Raw genomic sequence first — 13,120 nt, 5'->3', positions numbered from 1 at the left:
GGAGCGCGCGCCGTCCGGCCTCGCTTTCCCTATCGACAAGGAGCACCCATGCATTCTCCCTCCAACGCCTTCGTCGGCGCCTCCTGGCTGGCCCTGCTGGCCGGCGCCCTGACCTACATGATCGGCTTGTGGAACGCCGCCATGCAGCTCAACGAGAAAGGCTACTACTTCGTGATCCTGATGTACGGCCTGTTCGCCGCCGTCTCGCTGCAGAAATCGGTGCGCGACCTCGCCAGCGTCCCTCACCGCTGACCAGCAGGGATTTCTCCCCGGTGGCCATGGCACGCTCCAATCCGGGGAAATTTGATCTAAATCAATAAATTTGACCGGCGGACTCCGTAAACTGGCCATATCTATTGCGATAAAGCAATAAAACCGCCCCCGGAGAGCCGCTATGCGCAACAATCAACCCGTGACCAATCGTGAAGTGGACGTGCTGGACGACCAGGCCATTGTGTCGAAGACTGACCTGAACGGCAACATCACCTATGTGAACCCGTATTTCACCCACATCAGCGGCTTCACCGAAGAGGAATTGTTGGGCGCGCCGCAGAACATCGTGCGCCATCCGGACATGCCGTCCGAAGCCTTCGCCGACCTGTGGGCCTCGATCAAGGCCGGCACGCCGTGGACCGGCATCGTCAAGAACCGCTGCAAGAACGGCGACCACTACTGGGTGCGCGCCAACATCACGCCCATCCGCGAACAGGGCAAGACCATCGGCTACATGTCGGTGCGCGTCAAGGCCGAGCGCCACCAGATCGCCCGCGCCGAGCAGGCCTACCGCGCCATCCGCACCGAATCCAACCACGGCATCCGCATCAAGAACGGCCAGGTGATCGAGCCGGGCGTCGGCACGCTGCTGTCGCGCCTGAGCCACACCTCGCTCGGCTTCCGCATCTGGGCCGCCACCAGCGTGGTCAACGTGCTGCAGGTGCTGGTCTGCGCCGCCGCGCTGATGAACGGCCACGGCGCCAACAGCTACGGCATCTTCGCCGCCACCTTCCTCGGCCTGCTGATCAACGTGTTCCTGTGGTACACGCTGCGGGTGTCGGTGCTGCAGCCGCTCGACCGCGCGCTGCAGGGCGCGCGCGCCATCGCCGCCGGCGACCTGTCCGGCTCGTTCGACACCGAGGCCACCGACGAGGTCGGCCAGCTGCTGCGCGCGCTGCAGCAGATGAACAGCAATTTGATCGCCACCATCCGCGACGTCCGCGTCAACGTCGAGACCATGGCGGTGGCCACGCGCCAGATCGCCGCCGGCAACGCCGACCTGTCCGGCCGCACCGAGGCGCAGGCGGCCAGCCTGGAGGAGACCGCATCCAGCGTCGAGCAGTTCTCGTCCACCGTCAAGCAGAACGCCGACAACTCCGCCCAGGCCAACAAGCTGGCGCAGAACGCCTCGGACGTGGCGGTGCAGGGCGGCGAGATCGTCGCCGACGTCATCGCCACCATGGACGAGATCAACAACTCCTCGCGCAAGATCGTCGACATCATCGGCCTGATCGAGGGCATCGCCTTCCAGACCAATATCCTGGCGCTGAACGCCGCCGTCGAGGCGGCGCGCGCCGGCGAACAGGGCCGCGGCTTCGCGGTGGTGGCCGGCGAGGTGCGCAACCTGGCGCAACGCAGCGCCACCGCCGCCAAGGACATCAAGAACCTGATCGACGTCTCGGTCGGCAAGGTCAGCGCCGGCATGGCGCAGGTCGACCGCGCCGGCGCCACCATGAAGGAAGTGGTGGCCTCGGTGCAGCAGGTCACCGCCATCATGAAGGAAATCTCGGTCGCCTCGCACGAGCAAAGCATCGGCGTCGATCAGGTGAATTCGGCCATCGCCCACATGGACCAGGTGACACAGCAGAACGCCCAGCTGGTCGAGGAGGCGGCCGCCGCCACCGCCAGCCTGGCGCAGGAAGCCGGCGGCCTGACGCAGGCGGTCAGCCTGTTCAAGTTTGGTCCGGTACGCAGCGCGCGTGTCGCCCGTGCCGCCGCACAGCAGCCCTCTTCAGTAAAACGCCTCGCCGCATAAATCATGAATACGCCTTTCCCACCCGTTGAATTCGACGCCGAGATCATCGGCAAGCTGAGTCAATCGGGCCCACGCTACACCTCCTATCCCACCGCGGATCGCTTCCAGGGCGACTTTGGCTACGGCCAGTTCCTGGAAGCCGTGGCCGGCCTGCGCATGCGTCGCAGTCGCCGGCCCCTGTCGTTGTATATCCACATCCCGTTCTGCGACACGGTGTGCTACTACTGCGGCTGCAACAAGATCGTCACCAAGGACCACGGCAAGGCCGCCGTCTACCTGGGCTACCTGAAGCAGGAGATCGACATGCAGGGCCGCCTGTTCGACGGCATGGGCCAGATCGAGCAGCTGCACTTCGGCGGCGGCACGCCGACCTACCTGAGCGACAAGCAGATGGGCGACCTGATGACGCACCTGCACGCCAACTTCGACTTCGCCGACGATGCCCACGGCGAGTACTCGATCGAGATCGATCCGCGCACGGTCAGCGTGGAGCGCGTGCACAGCCTGCGCGCGCAGGGCTTCAACCGCATCAGCCTGGGCGTGCAGGACTTCGATCCCGAGGTGCAGAAGGCGGTCAACCGCATCCAGCCCGAAGCCGAGACGCGCGCGGTGATGGACGCCGCGCGCGCCGCCGGCTTCCGCTCGATCAGCATCGACCTGATCTACGGCCTGCCCAAGCAGACCATCGCCAGCATGACGCAAACGCTGGACAAGGTAATCGCCGCCTCGCCCGACCGCATCGCGCTGTACAACTACGCGCACCTGCCGCACATCTTCAAGCCGCAGCGCCGCATTGCGGATGCCGACATGCCGTCGCCGGCGGTCAAGCTGGAGCTGCTGAAGATGAGCATCCAGCGCCTGTGCGACGCCGGCTACATCTACATCGGCATGGACCATTTCGCCAAGCCGGACGACGAGCTGGCGGTGGCGCAGCGCCAGGGGCGGTTGCAGCGCAACTTCCAGGGCTATTCCACGCGCGCGGAGTCGGAGCTGATTTCGTGCGGCGTGTCGGCCATCAGCGCGGTGGGCGCGACCTACAGCCAGAACGAGAAGACGCTGGACGCGTATTACGAAAAACTGGATGGCGGCGTGCTGCCGATCACGCGCGGCATCAAGCTGGATAACGATGACCTGCTGCGCCGTATCGTGATCGCCAAACTGATGTGCAATTTCGAGTTGTCGATGTCGTCGATCGAGCAGGGCTTTCCGATCAAGTTCCGTCAATACTTTGCGACGGAGCTGGAGAAGCTGAAGGCTTTCGAGGAGGACGGCCTGCTGATCGTCGATGACGAATGGATGTCGGTGACGCCGAAAGGGCGTCTGCTGATCCGCAATATCTGCATGGTGTTCGATCGTTATCTCGGCGCGGGGCAGCCACTGCGCTACTCGAAGACGATTTGAGGATGCCATGAACGCCGCACAGTTACTGCCAGTGTTTGTGGTCGGCCTGGCCGGCAGCATCCACTGCGCCGGGATGTGCGGCGGAATCGTCGCGGCGATCTCGACCACCGCCCCCCGCGTCGTCATTCCGGCGAACGACGGACGGTCCGCCGCTGCGGTCCATGCTGAGTATCCGCTCAGGCGTTCTATGGGTTCCGGCTTGCGCCGGAACGACGGCGGGGTGGGGCATGTGCTGGCGTATAACGCCGGCCGTATCTCCAGCTACATGGTGGCCGGCGCATTGGCCGGCGGCCTCGCCGGCGGCGCACGCAACATGGCAGCCGTGGCCGGCCTGCAAATGAACTTTTACTGGCTGGCCAACCTGATGCTGATCGCCCTCGGCCTGTACCTGATGAACGCCTGGCGCGGCCTGGCCGTGCTGGAGCAGGGCGGCCGCGTGCTGTGGCAGCGCGCCCAACCCGCCATCGCCTCCGCCATGAAAACCCTGATGCCAGCCGACACCGCCGCCAAAGCCTATGCCCTCGGCGCCCTGTGGGGCTGGCTCCCTTGCGGCATGGTCTACAGCGCCCTCACCACCGCCCTGCTGAGCGGCTCGGCCGCCAACGGCGCCGCCATGATGCTGGCCTTCGGCCTCGGCACGCTGCCGATGCTGACCACCCTTGGCCTGCTCGGCACGCGCCTGACGCACGCCATGCAACGCCGCCACGTGCGCATCGCCTGCGGCCTGCTGGTGCTGGCGTTCGGCCTCCTCGGGCTTGCCCGCGCAGCGGGTGGCGTCACGCCCGAATGGATGGACATGTTATGCCTCACACCACACCCGTAATCGACACGGCGCCGGCGCCTTGCTACCACTGCGGCCAGCCGCTGCCCGACGCGGTCGACCACGCGGCGTGGACCGTCACCATCGCCGGCCAGGCGCACACCATGTGCTGCCCCGGCTGCGCCGCCGTGGCGCAAACCATCGTCGACCTCGGCCAGGAAAACTACTACCGCGACCGCACCGCCTACGCCGCCAGCGCCGACGGCGCGCAGCAACTGCCGCCGGAACTGCACCTGTACGACAACGCCGATCCGCGCTTCGCGCTCGATGAGGACAGCCGCGAATCGACCTTCACTGTGGAAGGCATCCGCTGCGCCGCCTGCGTGTGGCTGATCGAACACCGGCTGGTGCGCCTGCCCGGCGTCGACTGCGCGCAGCTCAACGTCGCCACCGAACGCCTGTATGTGCGCTGGCGCAGCGCCGCGTGCCAGCCCGGCGACATCCTGGCCGCGCTGCACACCATCGGCTACGCCGCCTATCCCTACGACGCCGGCCGCCACGCCGACCAGCAGCGGCGCGCATCGAAAACACTGGGCCGCCAGCTGTTCGTGGCCGGCCTGTCGATGATGCAGGTGATGATGTACGTCGCGCCATCGTACCTCGCGCGCGGCGACGGCACGCTGGACGACAGCATGGCCTCGCTGATGCGCTGGGCCAGCCTGCTACTGACGCTGCCCGCCATCTGTTACTCGGCCTTGCCGTTCTGGCGCGGCGCCTGGACCAGCCTGCGCGCGCGCTCCCTCGGCATGGACGTGCCGGTGGCACTGGGCATCGCCGCCGCGTTTGGTGCCAGCGTGGCCGCCACCGTCAGCGGCAAGGGCGAGGTGTGGTTCGACTCGGTGACGATGTTCATCTTCCTGCTGCTGTGCAGCCGCTACCTGGAACTGCGCGCGCGCCGCAAGGCCGGTGCCGCGCTGGAACGCTTGCAGCACGCGCTGCCGGCATCGGCCTCGCTGCTGGAAAATTATCCGGCCAGCCGCGCCGCCACCATCGTGCGCGCCGCCGCGCTGGCTGTGGATAACGTCATAGTGATCAAACCCGGCGAAGCGGTGCCCGCCGACAGTGTCATCATCGAAGGCCGCACCTCGCTTGATCTGTCGCTACTGAGCGGCGAAAGCGCGCCGGTGCCGAAGAATACCGGCGACGCCATTCCCGGCGGCGCCATCAACGCCGGTGCCGTGGTGCTGGCGCGCGTAACGCGCAAGGCGCAGGACAGCACCTTGTCCGACCTGGTCAAACTGATTAACCGCGCCGGTGGCGAAAAGCCGCGCATCGCGCTGTGGGCGGACCGCGTGGCCGGGTATTTCGTCGCCGGGCTGCTAATGTTTGCGCTGGCCGCATTCGGCTTCTGGTGCTGGCACGACGGCAACGCCGCGCGCGCGTGGCCGATTGCGATCGCGGTGCTGGTGGTGTCCTGCCCATGCGCGCTGTCGCTGGCCACGCCTACCGCGCTGGCCGCCGCCACCGACAGCCTGCTGCGTCAGGGTGTCCTTGTAACCGGCGCGCAGACGCTGGAAACGCTGCACCGCGCCACCCACATCGTGCTGGACAAAACCGGCACGCTGACCTGGGGCCGTCCGGTGCTGCAAGGGATACAGCAACTGGGCGCGATGCGCGCAGACTTTTGCCTGCAGGTGGCGGCCGCGCTGGAAGCCGGCAGCGCCCATCCGCTGGCGCGCGCCATCACGACGGCCGCCGACGAAGCGGGGTGGCAGCACTGGACCGCCACGGCGCTGAGCGAAACCGCCGGTCGCGGCCTGGAGGGCATGGTGCACAACCGTCGCTACCGGCTGGGCAGCGCGCAGTTTGTGGCCGACATCGCCGGGCTGGCACCGGAGCGCGCGGTGGCGGATGGCGTGACGCCGGTTTACCTTGGCGTGGAAGGTCAGTGGCTGGCGTGCTTCCAGTTGCACGACGGCCTGCGGCCCGATGCGCAGGAGACGGTCAACTACTTCCGCCGACGCGGCAAGACCGTGGTGCTGGTCAGCGGCGATGATGACGTGTTGGCACGGCGCGTCGGCGATCAGCTGGGCATCGAGACCACCGTTGGCGGCTACCTGCCGGCGGACAAGCTCAACTTCGTGCAGCAGATGCAGCGCCGCGGTTGCGTGGTGGCGATGATCGGCGATGGCATCAACGACGCCGCCGTGCTGGGCGCGGCCGATGTGTCGTTTGCCATGGGCGGCGGGGCAGCGCTGGCGCAGGCGCATGCGGATGCGGTGCTGCTCAACGGCCGGCTCAGCGCGGTGGCGGACAGCGCGCGCGTGGCCGAGCGGACCATGCGCATCATTCGGCAGAATCTGGGCTGGGCGACGGTGTATAACGTCACCGCGATTCCGGCCGCCGCGCTGGGCTGGCTCAATCCGTGGCTGTCGGGCGTGGGCATGGCGCTCAGTTCGGCGGTGGTGGTGCTCAACGCGCTGCGGCTCAGGAAGGTGCGCTGATGGAGGCGCTTTACCTGTTGATTCCGCTCAGCGTGCTGCTGGTGTTCGTGGCGTTGTGGATCTTCTTCCGCGCCTCCGACGACGGCCAGTTCGACGACCTGGTCGGCCCGGCCCTGCGCATTCTTCAGGACGACGACAAGCCGCCCGCGCCGCCGGCTTGAACGCCGTCGCGCCCCGTCATTCCGGCGTACGCCGGAATCCATGCTGACTCCGCGCGGACGTTCCATGGATTCCGGCCTGCGCCGGAATGACGGGGATCCGGCGGATTTTGACTTACATCAAAGTTTTTTAAGTCTCCCCTAAGTAACCTTTGACCTACATCATCAAAGTGTTCCGGGGAGAACTCAATTGGATCAACACTACAACTACAAGGTCGTCAAGCAATTCACGATTGCGACCGTAGTCTGGGGCGTCGTCGGCATGCTGGTCGGCGTCATCATCGCCGCCCAGCTGGCCTGGCCGGCGCTGAATCTGGACATTCCATGGCTGACTTATGGCCGTCTGCGTCCGCTGCACACCAACGCGGTGATTTTCGCGTTTGGCATCTGCGGCCTGTTTGCCACCTCCTACTACGTGGTACAGCGTACCTGCCAGGTGCGCCTGTTCTCGGATAAATTGGCCGCCTTCACCTTCTGGGGCTGGCAAGCCGTGATTCTCAGCGCGGTGGTCACGCTGCCGATGGGCCTCACGCGCGGCAAGGAATACGCCGAACTGGAATGGCCGATCTCGATTCTGATCGCGCTGGTGTGGGTGTCCTACGCGGTGGTGTTCTTCGGCACCATCATCAAGCGCAAGGTCAAGCACATCTACGTGGCCAACTGGTTCTTTGCCGCCTACATCATCGCCGTGACCATCCTGCACGTGGTCAACGGCATGTCGATGCCGGCCTCGCTGTTCAAATCGTACTCGGTCTACGCCGGCGTGCAGGACGCGATGATTCAATGGTGGTACGGCCACAATGCGGTCGGCTTCATCCTCACCGCCGGCTACCTCGGCATGGTCTACTACTTCATTCCCAAGCAGGCCGAACGCCCGGTGTACTCGTACCGCCTGTCGATCGTCCACTTCTGGGCGCTGATCTTCACCTACATGTGGGCCGGCCCGCACCACCTGCACTACACCGCGCTGCCGGACTGGACGCAATCGGTCGGCATGGTGTTCTCGCTGGTGCTGCTGGCGCCGAGCTGGGGCGGCATGATCAACGGCATGATGACGCTGTCCGGCGCCTGGCACAAGCTGCGCACCGACCCGATCCTGAAGTTCATGATCGTCTCGCTGTCGTTCTACGGCATCGCCACCTTCGAAGGCCCGATGATGTCGATCAAGACCATCAACTCGCTATCGCACTACACCGACTGGACCATCGCCCACGTGCACGGCGGCGCGCTGGGTTGGGTCGGCTTCATCACGATGGGCTCGATCTACTACATCATCCCGCGCATGGCCGGCCAGCAGAAGATGCACTCGACCCGGCTGATCGACCTGCACTTCTGGGTCGCGACGATTGGCGTGGTGCTGTACATCGCCGCCATGTGGATCGCCGGCGTGATGCAGGGCCTGATGTGGCGCGCGGTCAATCCAGACGGCACCCTGACCTACACCTTCGCCGAAAGCGTCAAGGCCACCTACCCGTACTACGTGGTGCGCTTCACCGGCGGCCTGCTGTACCTGGGCGGCATGCTGATCATGGCCTACAACACCTGGATGACGCTGCGTGACACCAAGACCGCCGTCGCGCCTATCCCGGCCGTCAACGCGGCCCACGCCTGATATCGGAGCACAGTATGAAATTTTCACATGAATGGATCGAGAAAAATCCTTGGCTGCTGATCGCGCTGGTGACGCTGGTGGTCAGCGTCGGCGGCGCCGTCGAGATCGTGCCGCTGTTCTTCCAGAAGTCGACCACCGAGCCGGTGGCGGGCCTCAAGCCGTACTCGCCGTTGCGCCTGACCGGCCGCGACATCTACGTGCGCGAGGGCTGCTACAACTGCCACTCGCAGATGGTGCGTCCACTGCGCGCCGAGACCGAGCGCTACGGCCACTACTCGGTGGCCGGCGAGTTCGTCTATGACCACCCGTTCCAGTGGGGCTCCAAGCGCACCGGTCCCGACCTGGCGCGCGTGGGCGGCCGCTACTCGGACGAATGGCACCGCACCCACCTGAACAATCCGCGCGACGTGGTGCCGGAATCGAACATGCCGAACTACCCGTGGCTGGCCAAAACCACGCTGGTGCCGGCCGACGTGCAGCCGAAGATGCGCGCGCTGCGCCGCATCGGCGTGCCGTACACCGACGCCGAGATCGCCGCCGCGCCGGACGAGCTCAAGGACAAGACCGAAGAAGACGCCCTGATCGCCTACCTGCAAGGCCTGGGCACCCTGATCAAAACGAGGAACTAGCATGGATATCCTGTTTGACCACGCCAGCAGCGTGATGACGGTGGTGTCGTTCATCACCTTCGCCGGCATCCTGTGGTGGACCTATGTGCACCACAAGGACGCCGATTTCGCCGCCGCAGCCGCGCTACCGTTCGACGACGACGAGGAGGCCCGCCATGGCTGATTTCACCAACGGCTTCTGGGACTTGTACATTGCCGCGCTGACGCTGCTGGGCATCATCGGCTGCGGCATCCTGCTGTACTCGCAATCGAAAGTGCGCGTCGTGAAAACCGGCGACGGCAAGGTCGACACCACCGGCCACGTGTGGGACGAAGACCTGACCGAGCTGAACACGCCGATGCCGCGCTGGTGGATGTGGCTGTTCTACATCACCATCGTGTTCGCGCTGGCCTACCTGTTCCTGTACCCCGGCCTGGGCAGCTATGCCGGCAAACTGGGCTGGAAATCCAGCGGCCAGTACCAGGCCGAGCTGGCGAAAGCGGATGCCGAGTTCGGCCCGCTGTTCGCCAGGTACCAGCAGCAGGACCTGAAGGCGGTGGCGGCCGATCCGCAGGCCCACGCCATCGGCGAGCGCCTGTTCCTGACCTACTGCGCGCAATGCCACGGTTCGGACGCGCGCGGCAACAAGGGTTTCCCCAACCTGACCGACAAGGACTGGCTGTTCGGTGGCGCGCCGGAAACCATCAAGGAAACCATCCTGCATGGCCGCACCGGCGTCATGCCGCCGATGGGCGCGGCGCTCGGCGGCGACAAGGACGTGGAGGCGGTCGCCAACTACGTGCTGAGCCTGTCCGGCTCGACCCACGATCCGATCAAGGCGGTGTTTGGCAAGGGCAAGTTTGGCGCCTGCATGGCCTGCCACGGCGCGGATACGAAAGGCAACCAGACGCTGGGCGCGCCGAATCTGACCGACAAGATCTGGCTGTTCGGCGGCAGCGTGGAGACCATCAAGGAAACCATCAACAAGGGCCGTACCACCACCATGCCGGCGTTTGCCGACTTCCTCGGCGACGCCAAGGTGCACGTGCTGGCGGCCTATGTGTGGAGCCTGTCGAACAACCCGGCCGAAGCCGCCGCAGCGGCGCCCGCCGACCCACCCGTGGCAGCTGAAAAATGAACGCACCAAGGGAACAAGTCATCAAGATGTACGCGGCGCGCGAGGAGATCTATCCGCGCGAGATCAACGGCCGCTACGCCCGCCTGCGCTGGCTGTTCGTGTGGCTGACGCAACTGGCCTTCTACTGCACGCCGTGGCTGCAGTGGAACGGTCGCCAGGCGCTGCTGTTCGACCTGGGCGCGCGCAAGTTCTATATCTTCGGCTTGGTCCTTTGGCCGCAGGACTTCATTTACCTCGCGGTGCTGCTGATCATCAGCGCCTACCTGCTGTTTTTGGCGACCGCGATCGCCGGGCGGGTGTGGTGCGGTTTCGCCTGCCCGCAAACGGTGTACACCGAGATTTTTCTCTGGCTGGAACGCAAGATCGAAGGCAAGCGCAGCGCCCGCATCGCGCTGGACCGCCAGCCGCTGTCGGCCCGCAAGCTGGGCAAGAAGACCGCCAAGCACCTGGCCTGGGGCGCGGTGGCGCTGTGGACCGGCTTCACCTTCGTCGGCTACTTCACGCCGATCCGGTCGCTGCTGGGCGAGGTGATGACGCTGAGCTTTGGTCCGTGGGAATGGTTCTGGGTGCTGTTCTACAGCGTCGCCACCTACGGCAACGCCGGCTGGATGCGCGAGCAGGTGTGCAAATACATGTGCCCGTATGCCCGCTTCCAGAGCTCGATGTTCGACCGCGACACCCTGATCATCACCTACGACGCGCGGCGCGGCGAACCGCGCGCGCCGCTGTCGAGGAATGGCAACGGCAACGGCGGCTCGTGCATCGACTGCTCGCTGTGCGTGCAGGTGTGCCCGGCCGGCATCGACATCCGCAATGGCCTGCAGTACGAGTGCATCGGCTGCGCCTCGTGCGTGGACGCCTGCAACACGGTAATGGACAAGACCGGCCAGGCGCGCGGCCTGGTCCGCTATAGCACCGAACGCGCCATGGACGAGCATCTGACGCCGACCGAAATTCGCCGCCGCGCGCTGCGTCCGCGCGTGAAGATTTATACCGCCGTGCTGGGGCTGATCGTGCTGGCGGCCTGTACCTCGCTGTACCTGCGCATGCCGCTCAAGCTGGACGTGATCCGCGATCGTGGCTCGATGGGCCGCGAGGTGGAGGACGGCATGATCGAAAATGTCTACCGTCTGCAGATCATGAACACGTCTGAACAGGCACACGTGTACAAGATCGCCGTCAGCGGCATCGACACGCTGCGCGTGGCGGATGCGGATACGGTGCGGGTGGAGGCCACCGAAACGCGCGCCCATCCGGTGCGGCTGCGCGCGGCACATGGGGCCGGGCATGCCGGCTCGAACAAAATTGCAGTCACCCTGACCGCAGTCGACGATCCGTCGCTGCATGTGCAAGAATCCGCGGTCTTCATCGTGCCGCGTTAAGGAGAAGAAGATGTCCGTTCTCAATCTGCCGGTCACGCCGTGGTGGAAACAGCGCTGGCCGTGGCTGCTGATGCTGGGCCCGGCGACCGTGATGGTGGCCACCAGCTATACCGCCTGGCTGGCGATCAGGACGCCCGATGCGGAGGTGGTCGGCGATTACTACAAGCAGGGCAAGGCCATCAACCAGGACTTGCGGCGCGACCGTGTGGCGGCGCAGATGGGGCTGGCGATGACGCTGGGCTACGACGCGGCCAGCGGCGCGCTGAGCGGGCGTATCAATCGCGCTGATACCGGGCCGTTGATGCTGCATTTGTCGCACGCCACGCAGCCGGAGAAGGACATCAAGCTGCTGCTGGTGCCGGACGCCGAAGGCCATTTCAGCGTGCCGCTGCCGATGCTGGAGCGCAGCCGCTGGGTGGTGTTGGTGGAGGGCGGCAAACGCGAGTGGCGCCTGGCCGGCGCCTGGGTGTGGCCGGCCAACCGCGGCATTACGCTATCGCCTGATTGAACCCCCAAACGAAAGGGTCTGACCCCAAGGGGTCAGACCCTGGCCGCAGCGGTGTGCGGGTTGCGCGGGTGCCGCGCTAGCCGCAGGTTTCCGTGCCGGCCGTGATCGCCTTCAACATGCGCGGATCAAGCAACTCAATTTCGCGATTGCTCACCCGCACCAACCCTTCCTTCTTGAACCTGGACAGCAGCCGCGAGATGCTCTCAATCGTCAGCCCCAGGTAATTGCCTATCTCCTCGCGCGACATGCGCAGCTGGAAAGTAGTCGGCGAATACCCCCGCGCCTCATAGCGCGACGACAAATTCACCAGAAACGCCGCAAAGCGCTGGGTCGCCTGCATATTCCCCAACAACAGCATCACACTCTGCTCGCGCGTGATTTCCTGGCTCATCATGCGGTGGAAATGGCGCAACAGTGTCGGCATCTCGCCCAGCAGCGATTGCAGCGTGTTGAACGGAATCTCGCACACCTCGCTGTCCTCCAGCGCGATGGCGGTGCAATGGTGCTGGTCGGCGCTGATGGCGTCCATGCCCAGCAGCTCGCCGGCCATCTGGAAACCGGTGATCTGCTCCGCGCCCTCGCGATTGACCTGATAGGTCTTGAAGTGCCCCAGCCGGATCGCATACAGATTCTGGAACGTGTCGCCGATGCGGAACAGCGTGGCGCCGCGCGCCACCTTCTTGCGGCGGCCAATGATCTGGTCCAGCCGCTCCATGTCGTTGTTGTCCAGCCCCATGGGCAAGCACAGCTGATGCATGCTGCATGACGCGCAGCTCGCCTTCAGCACCTCTATCGTCGCGCCGGGAATCACCAGCGAAGGAAGTTCTCGTATCATGCGGCTAGTGTAGCCCATCAACCGCCGTTCGGGCGGCAATTCCGCAGTTGGCCGTTCAGGTATTCACGTCGGCGGCGGACCACGCGGGGCGCTGAAAATATTTTTTCAAAAACCACTTGCATGCGATTGAATTGCTCGCTATAGTTCAACCATCAACACATCGCAACCGATCTAATCGCTAACT

General features: G+C 65.2%; 12 protein-coding genes and 1 pseudogene. 12 read left to right on the top strand and 1 reads right to left on the bottom strand.

The window, feature by feature from the left end; translation table 11 throughout:
- Positions 1-48 precede the first annotated feature (48 nt).
- From FHW58_RS18875 to FHW58_RS18820, 12 genes and pseudogenes are all read left to right on the top strand, one after another.
- A pseudogene (locus FHW58_RS18875) lies at positions 49-243 on the top strand (YiaA/YiaB family inner membrane protein); the annotation flags it as partial.
- Between the two features lie 151 nt (positions 244-394).
- Positions 395-2,029, top strand: coding sequence for a PAS domain-containing methyl-accepting chemotaxis protein (locus FHW58_RS18870; RefSeq protein WP_179674717.1), 1,635 nt, complete (start codon positions 395-397; stop codon positions 2,027-2,029).
- Between the two features lie 3 nt (positions 2,030-2,032).
- Positions 2,033-3,430 carry an oxygen-independent coproporphyrinogen III oxidase gene (hemN, locus tag FHW58_RS18865; protein ID WP_179674716.1) on the top strand — a complete coding sequence of 466 codons (1,398 nt, stop codon included), beginning with the start codon at positions 2,033-2,035 and terminating at the stop codon, positions 3,428-3,430.
- A 7-nt stretch (positions 3,431-3,437) separates the two neighbouring features.
- A complete protein-coding gene (locus FHW58_RS18860) occupies positions 3,438-4,253 on the top strand; it encodes a sulfite exporter TauE/SafE family protein (RefSeq protein WP_179674715.1) in 816 nt (271 codons plus the stop codon).
- Positions 4,232-6,694 carry a heavy metal translocating P-type ATPase gene (locus tag FHW58_RS18855; protein ID WP_179674714.1) on the top strand — a complete coding sequence of 821 codons (2,463 nt, stop codon included), beginning with the start codon at positions 4,232-4,234 and terminating at the stop codon, positions 6,692-6,694. The genes FHW58_RS18860 and FHW58_RS18855 overlap by 22 nt, the downstream gene beginning before the upstream one ends.
- Positions 6,694-6,855 carry a cbb3-type cytochrome oxidase assembly protein CcoS gene (ccoS, locus tag FHW58_RS18850; protein ID WP_179674713.1) on the top strand — a complete coding sequence of 54 codons (162 nt, stop codon included), beginning with the start codon at positions 6,694-6,696 and terminating at the stop codon, positions 6,853-6,855. Before FHW58_RS18855 ends, ccoS begins: the two co-directional genes overlap by 1 nt.
- Positions 6,856-7,042: 187 nt before the next feature.
- A complete protein-coding gene (gene ccoN / locus FHW58_RS18845; RefSeq protein WP_179674712.1) occupies positions 7,043-8,464 on the top strand; it encodes a cytochrome-c oxidase, cbb3-type subunit I in 1,422 nt (473 codons plus the stop codon).
- A gap of 14 nt (positions 8,465-8,478) precedes the next feature.
- Positions 8,479-9,093: a cytochrome-c oxidase, cbb3-type subunit II gene (gene ccoO / locus FHW58_RS18840; protein WP_179674711.1), complete on the top strand. Its 615-nt coding sequence runs from the start codon at positions 8,479-8,481 to the stop codon at positions 9,091-9,093.
- A 1-nt stretch (position 9,094) separates the two neighbouring features.
- Positions 9,095-9,256, top strand: a complete 162-nt coding sequence (locus tag FHW58_RS18835) for a CcoQ/FixQ family Cbb3-type cytochrome c oxidase assembly chaperone (RefSeq protein ID WP_179674710.1) — start codon at positions 9,095-9,097, stop codon at positions 9,254-9,256.
- Complete coding sequence (gene ccoP / locus FHW58_RS18830) at positions 9,249-10,211, top strand: cytochrome-c oxidase, cbb3-type subunit III (protein WP_179674709.1); 963 nt, start codon at positions 9,249-9,251, stop codon at positions 10,209-10,211. The genes FHW58_RS18835 and ccoP overlap by 8 nt, the downstream gene beginning before the upstream one ends.
- The gene (gene ccoG / locus FHW58_RS18825; protein ID WP_179674708.1) at positions 10,208-11,593 is read left to right on the top strand and encodes a cytochrome c oxidase accessory protein CcoG; all 1,386 of its coding nucleotides are present in this window, start codon (positions 10,208-10,210) and stop codon (positions 11,591-11,593) included. Before ccoP ends, ccoG begins: the two co-directional genes overlap by 4 nt.
- A gap of 10 nt (positions 11,594-11,603) precedes the next feature.
- Complete coding sequence (locus FHW58_RS18820) at positions 11,604-12,101, top strand: FixH family protein (protein ID WP_179674707.1); 498 nt, start codon at positions 11,604-11,606, stop codon at positions 12,099-12,101.
- A 76-nt stretch (positions 12,102-12,177) separates the two neighbouring features.
- On the opposite strand, the gene fnr is transcribed toward FHW58_RS18820, so the two are convergent.
- Positions 12,178-12,936 carry a fumarate/nitrate reduction transcriptional regulator Fnr gene (gene fnr, locus FHW58_RS18815; RefSeq protein ID WP_179674706.1) on the bottom strand — a complete coding sequence of 253 codons (759 nt, stop codon included), beginning with the start codon at positions 12,934-12,936 and terminating at the stop codon, positions 12,178-12,180.
- Positions 12,937-13,120: the final 184 nt, after the last annotated feature.

It is taken from the genome of Duganella sp. 1224, from assembly GCF_013408245.1.
In the GTDB taxonomy this organism is placed as follows: domain Bacteria; phylum Pseudomonadota; class Gammaproteobacteria; order Burkholderiales; family Burkholderiaceae_D; genus Rugamonas.
This window is presented reverse-complemented; position numbering and strand designations above follow the sequence as displayed.

Coding starts and splice junctions, on each gene's coding strand:
- ccoO (WP_179674711.1), top strand. CDS start 8,479: ATGAAATTTTCACATGAATGGATCGAGAAAAATCCTTGGCTGCTGATC.
- ccoS (WP_179674713.1), top strand. CDS start 6,694: ATGGAGGCGCTTTACCTGTTGATTCCGCTCAGCGTGCTGCTGGTGTTC.
- ccoG (WP_179674708.1), top strand. CDS start 10,208: ATGAACGCACCAAGGGAACAAGTCATCAAGATGTACGCGGCGCGCGAG.
- FHW58_RS18855 (WP_179674714.1), top strand. CDS start 4,232: ATGCCTCACACCACACCCGTAATCGACACGGCGCCGGCGCCTTGCTAC.
- fnr (WP_179674706.1), bottom strand. CDS start 12,936: ATGATACGAGAACTTCCTTCGCTGGTGATTCCCGGCGCGACGATAGAG.
- FHW58_RS18835 (WP_179674710.1), top strand. CDS start 9,095: ATGGATATCCTGTTTGACCACGCCAGCAGCGTGATGACGGTGGTGTCG.
- FHW58_RS18820 (WP_179674707.1), top strand. CDS start 11,604: ATGTCCGTTCTCAATCTGCCGGTCACGCCGTGGTGGAAACAGCGCTGG.
- FHW58_RS18870 (WP_179674717.1), top strand. CDS start 395: ATGCGCAACAATCAACCCGTGACCAATCGTGAAGTGGACGTGCTGGAC.
- ccoP (WP_179674709.1), top strand. CDS start 9,249: ATGGCTGATTTCACCAACGGCTTCTGGGACTTGTACATTGCCGCGCTG.
- hemN (WP_179674716.1), top strand. CDS start 2,033: ATGAATACGCCTTTCCCACCCGTTGAATTCGACGCCGAGATCATCGGC.
- FHW58_RS18860 (WP_179674715.1), top strand. CDS start 3,438: ATGAACGCCGCACAGTTACTGCCAGTGTTTGTGGTCGGCCTGGCCGGC.